The 15,557-nt window shown below is 70.4% G+C and carries 13 protein-coding genes; 7 read left to right on the top strand and 6 right to left on the bottom strand.

Translation table 11 applies throughout. The features are described from left to right. Positions 1–50 precede the first annotated feature (50 nt). From AC1DQJ_RS11385 to trxA, 7 genes are all read left to right on the top strand, one after another. Positions 51–929: a 1-acyl-sn-glycerol-3-phosphate acyltransferase gene (locus AC1DQJ_RS11385; RefSeq protein WP_477603287.1), complete on the top strand. Its 879-nt coding sequence runs from the start codon at positions 51–53 to the stop codon at positions 927–929. Then, positions 926–1,408, top strand: coding sequence for a tRNA (adenosine(37)-N6)-threonylcarbamoyltransferase complex ATPase subunit type 1 TsaE (tsaE, locus tag AC1DQJ_RS11380; RefSeq protein ID WP_477603285.1), 483 nt, complete (start codon positions 926–928; stop codon positions 1,406–1,408). The genes AC1DQJ_RS11385 and tsaE overlap by 4 nt, the downstream gene beginning before the upstream one ends. Continuing rightward, positions 1,392–2,483, top strand: a complete 1,092-nt coding sequence (gene amgK / locus AC1DQJ_RS11375) for an N-acetylmuramate/N-acetylglucosamine kinase AmgK (protein ID WP_477603283.1) — start codon at positions 1,392–1,394, stop codon at positions 2,481–2,483. Before tsaE ends, amgK begins: the two co-directional genes overlap by 17 nt. Then, complete coding sequence (locus tag AC1DQJ_RS11370; protein ID WP_477603281.1) at positions 2,480–3,190, top strand: nucleotidyltransferase family protein; 711 nt, start codon at positions 2,480–2,482, stop codon at positions 3,188–3,190. The genes amgK and AC1DQJ_RS11370 overlap by 4 nt, the downstream gene beginning before the upstream one ends. Before the next feature lie 155 nt (positions 3,191–3,345). Then, complete coding sequence (gene addB, locus AC1DQJ_RS11365) at positions 3,346–6,342, top strand: double-strand break repair protein AddB (RefSeq protein ID WP_477603279.1); 2,997 nt, start codon at positions 3,346–3,348, stop codon at positions 6,340–6,342. Next, positions 6,339–9,800, top strand: coding sequence for a double-strand break repair helicase AddA (addA, locus tag AC1DQJ_RS11360; RefSeq protein WP_477603277.1), 3,462 nt, complete (start codon positions 6,339–6,341; stop codon positions 9,798–9,800). Before addB ends, addA begins: the two co-directional genes overlap by 4 nt. 81 nt (positions 9,801–9,881) lie before the next feature. After that, positions 9,882–10,205 carry a thioredoxin gene (trxA, locus tag AC1DQJ_RS11355; RefSeq protein WP_183771157.1) on the top strand — a complete coding sequence of 108 codons (324 nt, stop codon included), beginning with the start codon at positions 9,882–9,884 and terminating at the stop codon, positions 10,203–10,205. An 81-nt stretch (positions 10,206–10,286) separates the two neighbouring features. On the opposite strand, the gene AC1DQJ_RS11350 is transcribed toward trxA, so the two are convergent. The 6 genes from AC1DQJ_RS11350 to AC1DQJ_RS11325 all read right to left on the bottom strand — a co-directional run bounded on the left by AC1DQJ_RS11350 (position 10,287) and on the right by AC1DQJ_RS11325 (position 15,545). Beyond that, positions 10,287–11,606: a bifunctional folylpolyglutamate synthase/dihydrofolate synthase gene (locus tag AC1DQJ_RS11350; protein ID WP_477603275.1), complete on the bottom strand. Its 1,320-nt coding sequence runs from the start codon at positions 11,604–11,606 to the stop codon at positions 10,287–10,289. A 150-nt stretch (positions 11,607–11,756) separates the two neighbouring features. Further along, positions 11,757–12,686 carry an acetyl-CoA carboxylase, carboxyltransferase subunit beta gene (accD, locus tag AC1DQJ_RS11345; protein ID WP_477603273.1) on the bottom strand — a complete coding sequence of 310 codons (930 nt, stop codon included), beginning with the start codon at positions 12,684–12,686 and terminating at the stop codon, positions 11,757–11,759. Between the two features lie 6 nt (positions 12,687–12,692). Further along, complete coding sequence (trpA, locus tag AC1DQJ_RS11340) at positions 12,693–13,526, bottom strand: tryptophan synthase subunit alpha (RefSeq protein ID WP_477603271.1); 834 nt, start codon at positions 13,524–13,526, stop codon at positions 12,693–12,695. Beyond that, the gene (locus AC1DQJ_RS11335; protein ID WP_477603269.1) at positions 13,523–13,657 is read right to left on the bottom strand and encodes a hypothetical protein; all 135 of its coding nucleotides are present in this window, start codon (positions 13,655–13,657) and stop codon (positions 13,523–13,525) included. The genes trpA and AC1DQJ_RS11335 overlap by 4 nt, the downstream gene beginning before the upstream one ends. An 8-nt stretch (positions 13,658–13,665) precedes the next feature. Continuing rightward, a complete protein-coding gene (gene trpB / locus AC1DQJ_RS11330) occupies positions 13,666–14,886 on the bottom strand; it encodes a tryptophan synthase subunit beta (protein ID WP_477603508.1) in 1,221 nt (406 codons plus the stop codon). A gap of 14 nt (positions 14,887–14,900) precedes the next feature. Next, positions 14,901–15,545 carry a phosphoribosylanthranilate isomerase gene (locus tag AC1DQJ_RS11325; RefSeq protein ID WP_477603267.1) on the bottom strand — a complete coding sequence of 215 codons (645 nt, stop codon included), beginning with the start codon at positions 15,543–15,545 and terminating at the stop codon, positions 14,901–14,903. Between the last annotated feature and the right edge of the window lie 12 nt (positions 15,546–15,557).

The raw sequence follows: 15,557 nt of genomic DNA, 5'->3' as shown, positions 1-15,557 counted from the left end.
CTGCGCCCCGCTTGCCCCGGCGCAGCTGCGCGTCGCATTCTGACGGTCCGATGACGAGCCTCGCCCCCACCGCGTCCGCCCTGCCCGCGCGCAGCGGCTATCACGACCACATCGTCGACACCCTGATCGCCGAGCGGGCGCCCAAGCTGTCGGGGAGCGCCCTATGGCCGCTGATCCGCCTGGCGCTCTACCGGCTGCTCGACTACCGCAAGGCCCGGGCCATGGCCGACGCCATCGCCCCCATGCCCGGACGCGCCGCCCTCGACTATGTGTCGGACCTGCTGAGCGTGAAGGTCGAGGCCCGCGGCCTGGAGCACGTCCCGACCAAGGGCCGCGCCATCTTCATCTGCAACCACCCGACCGGCATCGCCGACGGCATCGCGGTGTTCGATGCGCTGAAGGGCCTGCGCCCTGACATCTGCTTCTACGCCAATTCCGACGCCCACCGGGTCGCGCCTCACTTCGACGAGGTGCTGATCCCGGTCGAGTGGGTCGAGGAGAAGCGCACTCGCGAGCGCACCCGCGTGACCCTGCAGCTGACCCGTCAGGCCCTGGAGGACGAGCGCGCCCTGGTGATCTTCCCGGCCGGCCGGCTGGCGCGCCACGGCCCGGACGGGGTGCTGGCCGATCCCGAGTGGATGCCCAGCGCCATCTCGTTGGCCCGCAAGTACGACGCCCCCGTCGTCCCGCTGCATCTGACCGGGCCGTGGTCGACCCTGTTCCATTTCTTCAACCGCTTCTCACAAGAGCTGCGCGACATCACCCTCTTCCACGAGCTGCTCAACAAGCGCGGCCGCGAGTTTTCGCTGATCGTCGGCCCCCCCATCGCGCCGGAGGCGCTGGACGCCGACGCCGGCGCGGCCACCCTATCGCTCAAGCACTACGTCGAGAACCTCCTGCCGCAGCATCCAGATCGGGCCTTCGCATGATCACCCCCGCCGACGGCGAGTTCCGGTTGGACGACGAAGCGGCCACCGCGCGCCTGGGGGCGGCCATCGCCGCCGAGCTGAAGCCCGGCGAGGCGATCTGCCTGATCGGCCCACTTGGCGCCGGCAAGTCGACCCTGGCTCGCGCCCTGGTGCGCGCACTGACCAGCGCCGTCGAGGACGTGCCCAGCCCGACCTTCACCATCGTACAGTTCTACGAAGGCCCGCGGCTCAGCGTCGCGCACTTCGACCTCTACCGGCTCACCTCCGCGGACGAAGCCTATGAAATCGGCCTCGACGAAGCTCTTGAGCACGGCGCGGCGGTCATCGAATGGCCCGAACGCCTGGAGGGCCATCTTCCCCCCGACCGACTTGATGTAGAGATCGTGGTCGATGAGTCGCGAAGCGGCGGCGAGGCGCGACGCGCCCGGCTCACGCCGGCGGGCGCCTGGGAAGGACGTGGGCTTGAGTTCCGATCGTGAGGGCCGCAAGGCCGAGTTCCTGAAGGCTGCGGGTCTGGCCGACGCGCGACGCGAGCTGCTGGCCGGCGACGCCTCCACGCGTCGCTATGAGCGTCTGACGGCGCCGGACGGCGTCTCGCTGATCTTCATGGACCAGCCGCCGGCCGCCGAGAGCGCCGTCTGTCCGCCCGGCGCCACCGAGGCCGAGCGCTTGGCCATGGGCTACAACGCCGCCTCGCGCCTGGCCGCCGGCTCGGTCGCCGCCTTCGTCACCACCGCGGCCTATCTTCGCGACCACGGCCTCTCGGCCCCGCGCATCCTCGCGCACGACGTCGAAGACGGGCTGGCGGTGCTGGAGGACCTGGGCGATGGCCTGTTCGCCACCCTGATCGCCGATGGCCAGGCCGAGCTGCCGCTCTACGAAGCGGCCGTCGACGTGCAGGTGCAGCTGCAGGAGCAGGCTCCGCCCGACGTGCTGCAGGCGGAAGGCGCGCAGTGGCCGCTGCTGACCTATGACGCCCTGGCCCTGAAGGTCGGCACCGACACCTTCCTGGAATGGTGGCCCAAGTTCGCCGCCATCCCCGAATTCGGCCCCGACGCCGTGGCCGAGTGGGACGCGCTCTGGGCGCCGATCTTCGCCCGAGGCGCGGCCGGCGCCGGGGTCTTCACCCACCGCGACTATCACGCCCAGAACCTGCTCTGGCTGCCGCAACGCACGGGCGCCGCGCGGGTCGGACTGCTGGACTTCCAGGACGCCCTGCGCGGCCATCCGGCCTGGGACCTGACCCACCTGTTGCAGGACGCCCGCCGCGACATCTCTCCGGAGCTGGAGGCGGCCATGCTGGACCGCTTCCTCGGCGCGCGCGCCCAGCTCGACCGCGAGGCGTTCGTTCACGACTACCGGGCGCTCGCCGCCTCCAACGCCGCGCGCATTCTGGGCCGGGTGTTCGCCCGCCAGGCCCTGCTCGGCCGCCGCCAGTACGAGGCCTTCATGCCGCGCACCTGGCGATATCTGGAGCGCAACCTGACCGATCCCTCGATGGCCGGCCTGCAGACCTGGTTCGACCGCCACGTGCCCGCCGAGGCGCGCCGATGAGCCAGATCAAGATCGCCATGGTGCTGGCCGCCGGCCTCGGCACCCGCATGCGGCCTTTGACCGACGCCACGCCCAAGGCCCTGGTCACCGTCGCCGGCAAGCCGCTGATCGACCACGTGCTCGACCGGCTGGTCGCGGCCGGGATCGAGACCGCGGTGGTCAACGTCCACCACTTCGCTGACCAGATGGAAGCCCACCTGGCGACTCGCAAAGACATCGAGATCAGGATCTCCGACGAGCGCGCCGCCCTGCTCGACTCCGGCGGCGGCATCAAGCACGCCCGGCCCCTGCTCGGCGACGACCCGATCCTGATCGCCAACATCGACTCCCTCTGGATCGAGGGGGAGACCCCCGCGCTGGACACCTTGAAGGCGACCTGGAACCCGGAGCTGATGGACCTCTGCCTGCTGCTGGTCCGCCGCGGCCACGGCATCGGCTTCGAGGGCCCGCAGGGCTTCTTCCGCGACGAATCCGGCCGCATCACCCACTCGGCCAATCCCGAGCCGCCGACCCCGTTCGCCAATGTCGGCTTCCAGATCCTCAAGCCGCAGATCCTCGACGGCGAGCCGGACGGCCCGTTCTCCATCGTCCCGATCTGGTGGCGGCTCTCCGAGCAGCAACGCCTGTTCGGCGCAGTGATGGATGGCTTCTGGATGCACGTCGGGGACCCCGCCGCCCGGGAGGCCACCGAGGCGAAGCTTCGGTGATAGCCCCCCTTCAAGATGCTTCCCCCTTGGAGGAGCTGTCAGCCGCATGGCTGACTGAGGGGGACTTTGACTCAACGAGGGTGAGCGCAGTCCCCCTCCGTCTCGATGCTGCGCATCGATCCACCTCCCCCAAGAGGGGAGGATCTTAGACCGCCATGACCCTCTTCACCCGGCCCGGTCCGCGCTGGTTCAGCATTCCGGCCCATCGCCCGTTCGTGCAGGACCTGGCCCAGGGCCTCTACGACACCCTGACCCCGCTGGGGCCCGACGCCCTTTCGCAGGCGACGATCCTCACCCCGACCCGGCGCGGCGCGCGCGCCCTGGCCGACGCCTTCATCGCCGCGGCCGGCGGCAAGGCCGTGTTGCCGCCGCAGATCCGCCCGCTGGGCGACCTCGACGAGGGCGAACCGCCGTTCGAGCCGGGCGACCTGGCCGTCGAACTGCCCGCCGCCATCGGCTCCCTGCGCCGCCGGTTCGAACTGACCCGGCTGGTCAAGGCTCATGAAAAGCAGCTCGGCCGCGAGCTCGACGCCTCCGCCGCCCTGGAGCTGGCCGACGCGCTCGGCGGCTTCCTGGATAGCTTGCAGATCGAGGAGGTCGACGGCGCCGGCCTGGCTGACCTGGTCGACGCCGATCTCGCCGAGCACTGGCGGATCAGCCGTGAGTTCCTGGAGATGGCCCAGGTCGCCTGGCCGGCCCGCCTCGCCGAACTCGGTCTGGTCGACGTCTCCCAGCGCCGGGTCGCCCTGTTGCGCAAGCTCGCTCAGTCCTGGACCGAACGCCCGCCGCAGGGCGTGCTGATCGCCGCCGGCTCGACCGGCACCGCCCCGGCCACCGCCGACCTTCTCGCCGTGGTCGCCGCCGCCCCGCAGGGCGCAGTGGTCCTTCCTGGCCTCGACGACAGCCTGGCCGAAAGCGCCTGGATCGAGGTCGGCGAACAGCATCCGCAGGGCGCCATGCGCCGCCTCCTGCACCGCGCCGGCATCGAGCGCGGCGAGGTCATGGACTGGCCCGCCTCCTTTACCCTCGACGCCCGCGGCCGCTGGCGCCGACGGGTGATCAATGAGGCCCTACGCCCCGCGGAGCGCACCGCCGACTGGCTGACGGTCATCGAGAACCTGCGCCTGGAAGGTGAGAAGGACGGCGTCGACGCCATCGCCGAGGGCCTGTCCGGCCTCTCGGTCGTCACCGCCCGCGGTGAGGAGGAAGCCGCCACCGCCGCCGCACTGCTGCTGCGCGAGGCGCTGGAGACGCCCGGCCGCACCGCCGCCCTGGTCGCCCCCGACCAGGCCCTGGCCCGGCGGGTCGCCGCCAAGCTCGCCCGCTGGGGCGTCGCCGCCGACTCTTCGGCCGGGCTCTCGCTGTCCGGCTGCCCCGGGGGCGTGCTCGCCGGCCTGATCGCCAAGGCCGCCGTCGATCCGCTCGATCCGGTGGTGATGCTGGCGATCCTCAAGCATCCGCTGGTCCGCCTCGGCCTCGAGGCTGAAGCTCTCGACGCCGGCCGCACGGCGCTGGAGCTGCACGGCCTGCGCGGGCCGCGCCGCACCACCTGGCAGGCGCTGGAGGCCCGCCTCGCGGCCAAGTCCGCGCCGGACGAAGCTTTGCGCCTCGCCGCCCGGCTGCAAGCGGCCCTGTCTCGCCTAGTCATCGACGCCGACGCCCAGCCGCCCTCGGAAGCCGCCCGCCGCCTGACGGAGACCCTCGAGGCCCTGGCCGAAGACCCGCTCGGCGACCATGGCGACCTCTGGGCCGGCCACGGCGGCGAGGCGCTCGGCCGGCTGCTGGCCGGCGTCATCGACGAGGCCGGCGACCTGCCGCCCGTCACCCCGCGCGGCTTCGCCGATCTGCTCTCGCGGCTGATGGCAGGCGAGAGCGTGCGCACCGGCGGCGCCACCCATCCGCGCCTGCGCATCCTCGGCGCCATCGAGGCCCGCCTCACCCGCGCCGACCGCCTGGTGGTCGCCGGCCTGGAAGAGGGCGTCTGGCCGCAGGGCGCGCCGCTCGACCCGTTCCTGTCACGGCCGATGCGCGAGCGCCTCGGCCTGCCGCCGCCCGAGCGCCGGGTCGGTCTGGCCGCCCACGACTTCGCCCAGGCCGCCTGCGCGCCCGAGGTGATCCTGCTGCACTCCGAACGCCGCGAGGGAGCGCCGGCCGTGAAGTCCCGGTGGCTGTGGCGGCTGGAGACCCTGGCCCGCGGGGCAGGCGTGGCCCTGCCCGGCCGCGAGGACGTGCTCGACTGGGCACGCGCCCTGGACGCGGCCCTGGACTACAAGCCCGAGAAACGGCCGGCGCCCTCGCCGCCGATCGAGGATCGGCCGCGCCGTATGGCCGTCACCCGGGTCGAGGCTCTGACCCGCGACCCCTACGCGGTCTGGGCCCGCGACATCCTCAAGCTCTTCCCGCTCGACCGTCCCGACGAGGCGGTAGAGGCCAGGGCCCGCGGCACGGCCATCCACGCCGCCTTCGAGCGCTTCGCCACCGACTTCCCCAAGGAGCTGCCGCCCGACGCCGCGGCGATCTTCGAGGCGATGTACGTGGCCGAGCTGGAAGCGGCCGGCATGCCGCACGAGGCCCTGGCCCGAGAGGCCGCCCTGGCCCGCGAAGCCGCCCAATGGGTCGCCGAACTGGAAGTTCGCCGCCGCGCCGATGGCCGCGCCATTCATGTCGAGCTTTCGGGCGAACGGACCATCGAGGCGCCCGCCGGCCCCTTCACCGTCACCGCCAAGGCCGACCGGATCGAGCTCGACGCACAGGGCTACGGGCACATCCTCGACTACAAGACCGGCAAGGCGCCGTCGAAGAAGGTCGTGGATTCCGGCTTCTCGCCGCAGCTCACCCTCACCGCCGCCATCCTGGCGGCGGGCGGGTTCCGCGACATCGGCCGCGCCGAGCCCGGAGAGCTGACCTATCTGGAGGTCACCGGCCGCAAGCCGGCCGGTCGCGAGGAAGTTCGCGCCCACGCCGGCGAGGAGAGCGCCGACGCCGCGGCCCGCGCCCTCGAGGGCCTGGCCAAGCTGATCGACCAGTTCGACCGCGGCCGCCCCTACGCCTCGCGCGTCGCCCCTCAGTTCGTGAAGCTGCACATGAGCGACTACGACCACCTGGCCCGGGTGTTCGAATGGTCGACCAGCGGCGAGGAGGACGGCGAATGAAGCTCGTCGCCGATCCCCAACGCCTCGCAGCCGACCCGGGCCTGTCGGCCTTCGTCACCGCCAACGCCGGCTCGGGCAAGACCAAGACCCTGATCGACCGGGTGGCGCGACTGCTGCTGGCCGGGGCCAAGCCCGAGACCATCCTCTGCGTGACCTACACCAAGGCCGCGGCCGCGGAGATGCAGCGCCGGCTGTTCGACCTGCTCGGCGGCTGGTCGGTCGGCGACGACGCCACCCTGCGCGAGGCCTTGGCGAAGCTCGAGGGCGCCAGCCCCGCTGTCTATGATCACCTGCGCCTGTCCAAGGCCCGCGCCCTGTTCGCCAGCGCCCTGGAAACCCCCGGCGGTCTGAAGATCCAGACCATCCACGCCTTCTGCGAGAAGCTGCTGCGCCGCTTCCCCTTGGAGGCCGGCGTGTCACCGGGCTTCCGGGTCATGGACGACTCGGCCAGCGCCGCGGTCGCCGGCGCCGCCCGCAAGGCCGTCGCCCGCCACGCCCTGCGCGGCGAAGGCGCGGTCGCCGAGGCGTACGCCCGCTTCTCCGTCGCCCTGGATTTCCAGAGCTTCCAGGGGATGTTCGCCTCCTTTGAGACCCAGCGCGGACAGCTCGGCGCCTATCTGACCCGGCATGGCGGGCTGGCGGGCGCGGTCGCCGATGTCTGGAGCGTTTGCGACCCTGAGGGACCCATCGACCCCGAGGATGTCGAAGCCCAAGCCATGGCCGATCTAGACCGCTCGGTCTGGAAGGACTGCGCCGAGGTGCTGGCCCAGGGCGGCAAGGCCGATCAGGTCAACGCCGCCAAGCTCGCCGCCGCCATCGGTCCGGACGGCGGCTTCGACGCCTGCCTGGCCGCCCTGTTCACCGAGAAGGGCGAGAGCACGCCGGTCGCCTGGGTCGCCAAGACCGCCGGTCTCAAGGTCCGCGAGGACCTGCGCTTCTTCCTGCTGGATGAGCAGGACCGCCTGGGACGAGCCCGCGAACGCCGCCGCGCCGCCCGCGTCGCCCACGACACCCACGGCGCCCTGATCCTGGCGGCGGCGTACCTGACCGCCTACGCCATCGAGAAGACCGCCTCGGGCGCGCTGGATTTCACCGATCTTATTGAAAAAACACGCGATCTAGTCGCCTCGCGCCCCATGGCCGCCTGGGTGCTCTACAAGCTCGACGGAGGGGTTGATCATATCCTCGTTGACGAAGCCCAGGACACCGCCCCCGAGCAGTGGGACATCGTCCGCGCCCTGACCGAGGAGTTCTTCTCCGGCGCCGGCAAGCCCACCGACCGGGCGCTCGACCGGAACATGTTCGTCGTCGGCGACGAGAAGCAGTCGATCTACTCGTTCCAGGGCGCGCGCCCGGAACTGCTGATCCAGGAATTCGAATTCCACCGCGATCGCGCCACCGGCGCCGGCTTCCGGTTCGAACGGGTCGACCTGCTGACCTCCTGGCGCTCGACCCCGCAGGTGCTGCGCTTCGTCGACGCCGCCTTCGCCCCGCCGGAGCTGGCCGCCGCCATCCTGCCGCGCGTCGAGGCGCAGGCCATCGTCCACGAGGCGGTCCGCACCGACCCCGGCTGCGTCGACCTCTGGCCGCTGGAGCGCGAAGAAAAGGGCGACGCCCACGACGCCTGGGACGCCCCGCTCGACCAGGAGAGCCAGGCCAGCGCCAACAAGCGGTTGGCCGAGAAGATCGCCGCCGAGATCGCCGCCGTGCTCGCCCGCGGCGACGCCGTGCTCGATAAGGAGACCCGCCGCCCACGCCCGGCCACCCCCGGCGACGTGCTGATCCTCGTCCGTCGCCGCAAGGCGCTGTTCGAGGAGATCCTGCGCGCGCTCAAGCACCGCAAGATTCCCGTGGCCGGCGCCGACCGCCTGGCGCTGTCGGAGCACATCATCTTCGACGACCTGCTGGCGATCGCTCGCTTCGCTCAGTTCCCCGCTGACGAGCTGACCTTGGCGGCCCTGCTGCGCAGCCCGTTCTGCGATCTCTCGGACGATCGGCTCTACGCGCTCGCCCATGGCCGCGGCCGCGAGAACCTCGCCGCCATCCTGCAGCGCCGCCGCGAGGAGACGCCGGAGTGGGCCGCCGCCGCCGCCCTGGCCGACTGGATCACCACCAACCGGGTCCTGCGTCCCTTCGAGTTCTATTCTCGACTGCTGGCCCTGCGCGACGCGGGCGGCCGCTCTATGCGCCGCCGGCTGCTGGAGCGCCTCGGCAATGAGGCCGAGGACGCGATGGACGAGTTCCTGGCCCAGGTGCTGGCCGCCGAGGGCCGCGGGGTCGAGGACCTCGAGAGCCTGGCCGCCGCGCTCGCGGGCCTCGACATCACCGTCAAGCGCGAGATGGAGGCCGGCCGCGACGAGGTCCGGGTGATGACCGCCCACGGCGCCAAGGGGCTGGAGGCGCCGATTGTCTTCCTGCCGGAGACGACGCTCGGCCGCACAGCTCGCGGATCGCCGCTGATGCCCACCCCGGCCGGCGGTTTCCTCTGGAGCACTTCGAAAGGCACGGACTGCGCAGCCTCGCTGGAGGCCCGCGAGTGGCGGGCCAAGAAGGACGAGGACGAGGCCGCCCGCCTGCTCTACGTCGCCCTTACCCGGGCCCGCGACCGGCTGGTGATCTGCGGACGGGTCTCGGCCACCGCCAAGGAAGAGAACATCAAGGGCTGGTGGGGGGCGGTGGTCGCCGCGTTCGATCATTCGGCCCTCGCCGAAGAGCGGCGGATCGTCCGCTCCGGCGGCTTCGACATGCTGCGCTTCGGCCCCGATCCCCAGCCGCTGGGCGCGGCGAGCGCGCGCGAGCAGGCCCACGCGGCCCTGCCGGCCTGGGCCGAGACCGCGCCGCCGGCCGAGGCCTTCGCGCGCTACGCCTCGCCCTCGCAACTCGGCGAGGACGTCGTGACCCCGGCCGCCTCGCCGCTGGTGCGCACCGAGGGGCTGGGCCGTTTCCGGCGCGGCGACCTGATCCACCGGCTGCTGCAGATCCTGCCCGACCTTCCGCCCGCAGAGCGAGAAGCCGCCGCCGGCCGCATACTCTCGCGCGAACGTGATCTGACCGACGATCAGCGGGCGGAGATGACCGCCGCGGCCCTCGGCGTGCTGAACGACGCGCGCTTCGCCGAGGTGTTCGGGCCAGGCAGCCGAGCCGAGGTCTCCGTGGCTGGAACCGCCCGCGGCCTGCCCGCCGGCCTCGCCATCTCTGGCCGCATAGACCGGCTCGTTGTGTTGCAAGACCGTGTTCTGGTGACTGATTTCAAGACCAATCGCCCCTCGCCCAATCGGATCGAGGACGCCGACCCGGCCTATCTTCGCCAGATGGCGATCTACGCCGCGGTGCTGGAGGATATCTTCGACGGCCGGCGCATTGAGGCCGCCCTGGTCTGGACGGATGGCCCGAAGCTGATGGCGGTTCCAGAAAACTTGTGGCGTCAAACCCTTGCCGACCTACATCGCGAAGGTTGATACCGGGGTCGCCCCCGCCTACATCGGCGGATCGAGAGCCTCAGCCACGCGATTCTCCGGCTGGGCTATAAGGAGCTTTTCATGAGCACCGTGACGGTCACCGACGAGTCCTTCGACAAGGACGTTCTGCAGGCTTCCAAGCCTGTGCTGGTGGACTTTTGGGCCGAGTGGTGCGGCCCCTGTAAGCAGATTGCGCCTGCCCTCGAGCAGATCGCCGCCGAACTCGGCGAACAGGTCACCGTGGCCAAGCTGAACATCGAGGACAGCCCCACGACCCCGTCGCGCTACGGCGTGCGCGGCATCCCGACCATGATGCTGTTCAAGGGAGGCCAGATGGCCTCGATGAAGGTCGGCGCCATGCCCAAGCAGAAGATCGTTGAATGGCTTAACGAGGCCGGCATTTAAGACGCCGCCCATCCTCGCCAAGGCGGGGACCTAGGCTGAAGAACCCGCTCGCCGACAAGACGGGCGGGTTTTTTCGTGTCCTCAGGTCGGCCAGGTTTCCGGGCTCATCGCCAGCACCTCGCCAGCGAAGTGCAGGCCGCCGCAGACCAGCACGTGCGGCGCCGGTCCCGGCAGCGCCAGAGCCCGGCGCACACCCTCCTCGACATCACTGACGATCTGAACCTCCAACCCGGCTTCGGTCGCCGCCGCGGCCAGCTCCTCGGCCGGCGCGGCGTTGGGCGAATCGAAGGTGGTCGCCAGCACCTGCGGCTTCAGGTCGGCGAACGGCTGGAAGAAGCCGAGCGCGTCCTTGCGCGCGAACATGGCGGCGACCAGCACCAGCGGACGCGGATCGCGCGCGACCAGCCTCCCCGCGGCCTCGGCCAGCGCCCGGCCGGCGTGCGGATTGTGCCCACCGTCCAGCCAGAGGTCCGATCCGCGCTCGGCCGCCAGCCGCGCCATCGGCCCTTCGGTCAGTCGCTGGAATCTGGCCGGCCAGACTGCGCTCGACACGCCCTTGGCCAAGGCCGCCTCGTCGATGCGCGAATCGCCTAGCGCCAGGGCCGCGGCCACCGCCAGCCCCGCGTTGGCGAACTGGTAGCCGCCGAACAGGCTAGGCGCCGGCAGGTCGTAGAGCCGGTCTTCCATCTGCACCAGCAGTCGGCCGCGCTCCTCCCAGGCGTCGAAATCACGGCCCATCAGGGTCACCGGCGCGGCGAGCGCCTCGGCCTCGTGCAGAATCACCGCCTCGCCTTCTTCCATCTGGCGGGCGACCACCACCGGGCGATGGTGCTTGATGATCCCGGCCTTCTCCCAGGCGATCTTGGAGAGCTCGGGCCCCAGCATCTCCAGATGATCGTAGTCAACCGGAGTGATCACGCTGACCGCCGGGGCGTCGAAGATGTTGGTGGCGTCGAACCGTCCGCCCAGCCCAACTTCGACGATGCAGAGGTCGGCCGGGGTCTCGGCGAAGGCCTGGATGGCGAGCACGGTGGTGATCTCGAAGAAGCTGATCGGCTCGCCCGCGTTGGCCGCCTCGACCTTGTCGATCAACTCAGACAGACGCTCGTCCGTGACCAGCTCGCCGGCCAGCCGGATGCGCTCGGCGAAGCGTACCAGATGCGGCGAGGTGATAACGTGGGTCTTCAGGCCCGCCGCCTCGGCGATCGCCCGCAGATAGGCCACGGTGGAGCCCTTGCCGTTGGTGCCGGCTACGTGGACCACGGGCGGCAGCCGCTTCTCCGGATGCCCGAGCGCAGCCAGCAGCCGCTCGACGCGGCCTGTGGTCAGGTCGATCAGCGATGGGTGATGCGCCCGCAGTCGCAGGATCACCTCGTCCGAAGCGCGGATGGGATCATACATGGGCGGATGGCTCGCGTTTGGTCCCGCCCCCGATCACCGCGGCGGAGGCCGGGGCCCAGGTCACAAGGCTCGGCGCCAATGCGCAGGTCCCCGAATACAGCGGAAAAAGCTGGGTCCCGGCCTTCGCCGGGATGAGCATAGGTTTAGCGCTTAGGCGGCTTTCGAACGTTCGCGTCCCATCATCAGGGTCTTGAGGATCGAGGCCAGAGTATCGCGCATGTCGCTGCGCGGCACGACGCGGTCGACCTGGCCGCGTTCGACCAGGAACTCGGCGCGCTGGAAACCGGGCGGCAGCACCTCGCGGATGGTCTGCTCGATCACCCGGCGGCCGGAGAACGCGATCATCGCGTTCGGCTCGGCGATGTGGATGTCGCCCAGCATCGCGTAGGAGGCCGACACCCCGCCCGTGGTCGGGTCGGTCAGCACCACGATGTAGGGTAGGCCGGCGGCCTTCACCTCGTTCAGCGCCAGGGTGGTGCGGGCCATCTGCATAAGGGACAGGGTCCCTTCCTGCATCCGCGCGCCGCCCGAGGCGGTGAAGATCACGAACGGACAATCGCGCTTCACGGCTTCCTGCGCGGCCTTGATGAAGGCCTCGCCAGCGCCCATGCCGAGCGATCCGCCCATGAAGTTGAAGTCCTGGACCGTCACCACGACCGGCTGGCCAAGGATCTTGCCATAGCCGCTGGTCATTGAGTCCTGGGCGCCGGTGGATTTCCGGGCCGCCTTCAGGCGCTCCATGTAGGGCTTTGTGTCGGGGAACTTCAGCGGGTCATCGACCACGCCTTTGGGCGATTCCAGCTTCTCGTAGGCGCCGTCATCGAAGGTGTAACGCAGGCGCTGCTCGGCGCCGATCCGCATGTGGTGACCGGACGGGGTCACCCACAGGGCGGCCTCCAGGTCCGAGCGGTAGATCATCTCGCCCGTGTCCGGGCATTTCACCCAGAGGTTCTCGGGCGTCTCGCGCTTGGCGACGAGATTTCGCACCCCAGGCGCGATGCGGGACAACCAGCCCCGACGCTCACGCGGTCCTTGGGGGCCCTTGCCCGGTTTATCGTTTCGCTGTTCAGCCATCGCCATGGGGTTCTACACCGTGAGGCTTTCGACTCGCGCGGAGCGCACAGCCTTAGCCAAGGATTCTACTTTGGAAAGAACCCGGGTGGTCACAGATTCGTTCATTGCCAAGCCTGAAGCGACCTCTTCAACGAGCGCCGAGCCCACCACCGCCGCGTCCGCCACCCGGGCGATCTCCGCGGCCCGCTCAGCGGTCTTGATGCCGAACCCGACAGCGACCGGCAGGCCCGAGGCGGCGCGGATCCGCGCCACGTTGGGGGCCACCGCGTCGGCGTCGGCTTCCTTCACGCCGGTCACCCCGGCGACCGAGACGTAGTAGACGAAACCCGAGGTCCGGCGGATCACCACCGGCAGGCGCGCATCGTCCGTGGTCGGCGTCGCCAGCCGGATCAGCGACAGCTCGTGCGCGTCCAGGGCGTCGGCCAGCGGATCGGCTTCCTCCGGCGGAATATCGACGCAGATCAGGCCATCGACCCCGGCCGCCGCCGCGTCGCGGGCGAAGGCTTCGAAGCCATGGTGCACCAGCGGGTTGGCGTAGCCCATCATGATGATCGGCGTCGTCTGGTCTCCCGCGCGAAATTCGGTGATGGCGGCCAGCGTCTTCTTCAACGTCATGCCGTTCGCCAGCGCCCGCTGGGCCGCGCGCTGGATCGGCGGCCCCTCGGCCATCGGGTCGGAGAACGGGAACCCCACCTCGATCAGATCCGCGCCGGCGCCCGGCAGGCCCTTCAGGATCTCCAGGCCGGCGGCGTAGTCGGGATCGCCCGCCATCACATAGGCCACGAAGGCCGCTCGGTTCTCCGCCTTCAGCTGGGCGAAGCGGGCTTCGATACGGGATTTGGTCATTGAGACGCCCTGTGCACCGTGGGAGTCGGATCGCTCTCGACTTTCACCTTGATGACGCCGGTCGCCCAGCCGGCCGCCAGCAGCATCACGGTGGCCGCGAGCAATTGCAGGACGTACTTCAGCCTCGACATCGGCGCGCTCAAATCTTGCGGCCCAGGTGATCGGCGACGGTCTGCACGTCCTTGTCGCCGCGGCCGGAGAGGTTGAGCACCACGATGCCGTCCTTGCCGACCTCCGCGCAGACGTCCGGCAGGCGGGCCAGGGCGTGCGAGGATTCAATGGCCGGCAGGATGCCCTCCAGCTCGGCGAGCAGCTTGAAGGCGTCCAGCGCCTCCTGGTCGGTGCAGGTCAGGTAGGTGGCGCGGCCGACGTCGTGCAGCCAGGAGTGCTCGGGGCCAATGCCGGGATAGTCGAGGCCGGCCGAGATCGAGTGCGCCTCGGTGATCTGGCCTTCGTCGTCCTGCAGAAGATAGGTCATGTTGCCGTGCAGGACGCCCGGACGGCCGCCATTGATCGCCGCCGCATGGCGGCCTGTGCTCATGCCGTCGCCGGCGGCTTCTACGCCGTAGATCCGCACGCTCTCGTCGTTCAAGAACGGGTGGAACAGGCCGATGGCGTTCGAGCCGCCGCCGACGCAGGCGACGACTGCATCGGGCAGCCGACCTTCCATCTCCAGGATCTGCTGCTTCACCTCGTTCCCGATCACCGCCTGGAAATCGCGGACCATGGCCGGATAGGGGTGCATCCCGGCGGCGGTGCCGATCAGGTAATAGGTGTCGTGGACGTTGGTGACCCAGTCGCGCAGGGCCTCGTTCATGGCGTCCTTCAGGGTCGCCGAACCGGCGGTGACCGCCTCGACCTGGGCGCCCAGCAGGTTCATCCGGAAGACGTTGGGCTTTTGCCGCTCCACGTCCACCGCGCCCATATAGACCACGCAGGGCAGGCCGAAGCGCGCGCAGACGGTGGCGGTGGCCACCCCGTGCTGGCCGGCGCCGGTCTCGGCGATGATCCGGGTCTTGCCCATCCGCCGGGCCAGCAGGATCTGGCCCATGCAGTTGTTGATCTTGTGCGAGCCGGTGTGGTTCAGCTCCTCGCGCTTCAGATAGATCTTGGCGCCGCCGTAGTGGGCGGTCAGCCGCTCGGCGAAATAGAGCGGGCTTGGGCGGCCCACATAGTGGGTCAGGAAGCTGCGCAGCTCCGCCTGGAAGGCCGGGTCGTTCTTGGCCGCCGTGTAGGCCGCGTCCAGATCGTGGACCAGCGGCATCAGCGTCTCGGGCACATAGCGCCCGCCGTAGTCGCCGAAGCGACCGGAAGCGTCCGGATAGGCGGTGTAATCGTTGGGTTTGGCTGGGGCGTTCACGGTGATCTGCAACTTCAAGCGCGGCGGACAGCGTCAAGGAACGCCGTGATCAAGGCCGGGTCCTTTAGTCCGGGACCGCGCTCCACGCCAGAGGAAACGTCCACAAGCGGCGCGCCGGTGAGGCGAACGGCCTCTCCCACGCTCCAGGGATCGAGACCCCCAGCCAGGAACCACGGCCGCTGAAAACGGCGGCCGGCCATGATCGTCCAGTCGAAACGCACGCCGGCGCCGCCCGGCAGAGGGTGATCCTTCGGAGGCCTGGCGTCGAACATCAGGTGCTCGACCACCGGCTCGAAGGCCGACGCCGGCGCCAGGTCCGAGGCGTCGGAGACCGACAGCACCTTGATGATCCCGGCCCCGGTCCGCGCGGTCACCGCATGGGCGCGGGACGGCGTCTCCTTGCCGTGCAGCTGGATCAGGTCGGGCTTCAGCGTCGCTGTCAGCCGGTCCAGCAGGGCGTCGTCGGGATCGACCGTGACGGCGGTGATCTTCACACCTCGCGACCGCGCTTCGGCGGCCAGCAGGGCGGCGGCCTCCGGCGCAATGTTCCGCGGGCTCTTATCGAAGAACAGGAAGCCGATGTGGCTGGTGCCGCCGTCGAGGGCCGCGCGCACGGCCTCGGGCGTCGACAATCCACAGATCTTGGCGCGCACGCTCATGGCCCGGAGTTA

It is taken from the genome of Phenylobacterium sp. P4_E10 (assembly GCF_056401675.1).
Note: the sequence above shows the minus strand (reverse complement) of the source record. Positions and strands in the feature narration are given on the sequence as shown.

What these genes read in the sequence shown, in the direction of transcription:
- addB (WP_477603279.1), top strand. Translation starts at nt 3,346, where the DNA reads ATGACCCTCTTCACCCGGCCCGGTCCGCGCTGGTTCAGCATTCCGGCC.
- trpA (WP_477603271.1), bottom strand. Translation starts at nt 13,526, where the DNA reads ATGACCAAATCCCGTATCGAAGCCCGCTTCGCCCAGCTGAAGGCGGAG.
- AC1DQJ_RS11370 (WP_477603281.1), top strand. Translation starts at nt 2,480, where the DNA reads ATGAGCCAGATCAAGATCGCCATGGTGCTGGCCGCCGGCCTCGGCACC.
- addA (WP_477603277.1), top strand. Translation starts at nt 6,339, where the DNA reads ATGAAGCTCGTCGCCGATCCCCAACGCCTCGCAGCCGACCCGGGCCTG.
- AC1DQJ_RS11335 (WP_477603269.1), bottom strand. Translation starts at nt 13,657, where the DNA reads ATGTCGAGGCTGAAGTACGTCCTGCAATTGCTCGCGGCCACCGTGATG.
- AC1DQJ_RS11350 (WP_477603275.1), bottom strand. Translation starts at nt 11,606, where the DNA reads ATGTATGATCCCATCCGCGCTTCGGACGAGGTGATCCTGCGACTGCGG.
- accD (WP_477603273.1), bottom strand. Translation starts at nt 12,686, where the DNA reads ATGGCGATGGCTGAACAGCGAAACGATAAACCGGGCAAGGGCCCCCAA.
- AC1DQJ_RS11325 (WP_477603267.1), bottom strand. Translation starts at nt 15,545, where the DNA reads ATGAGCGTGCGCGCCAAGATCTGTGGATTGTCGACGCCCGAGGCCGTG.
- trxA (WP_183771157.1), top strand. Translation starts at nt 9,882, where the DNA reads ATGAGCACCGTGACGGTCACCGACGAGTCCTTCGACAAGGACGTTCTG.
- AC1DQJ_RS11385 (WP_477603287.1), top strand. Translation starts at nt 51, where the DNA reads ATGACGAGCCTCGCCCCCACCGCGTCCGCCCTGCCCGCGCGCAGCGGC.
- tsaE (WP_477603285.1), top strand. Translation starts at nt 926, where the DNA reads ATGATCACCCCCGCCGACGGCGAGTTCCGGTTGGACGACGAAGCGGCC.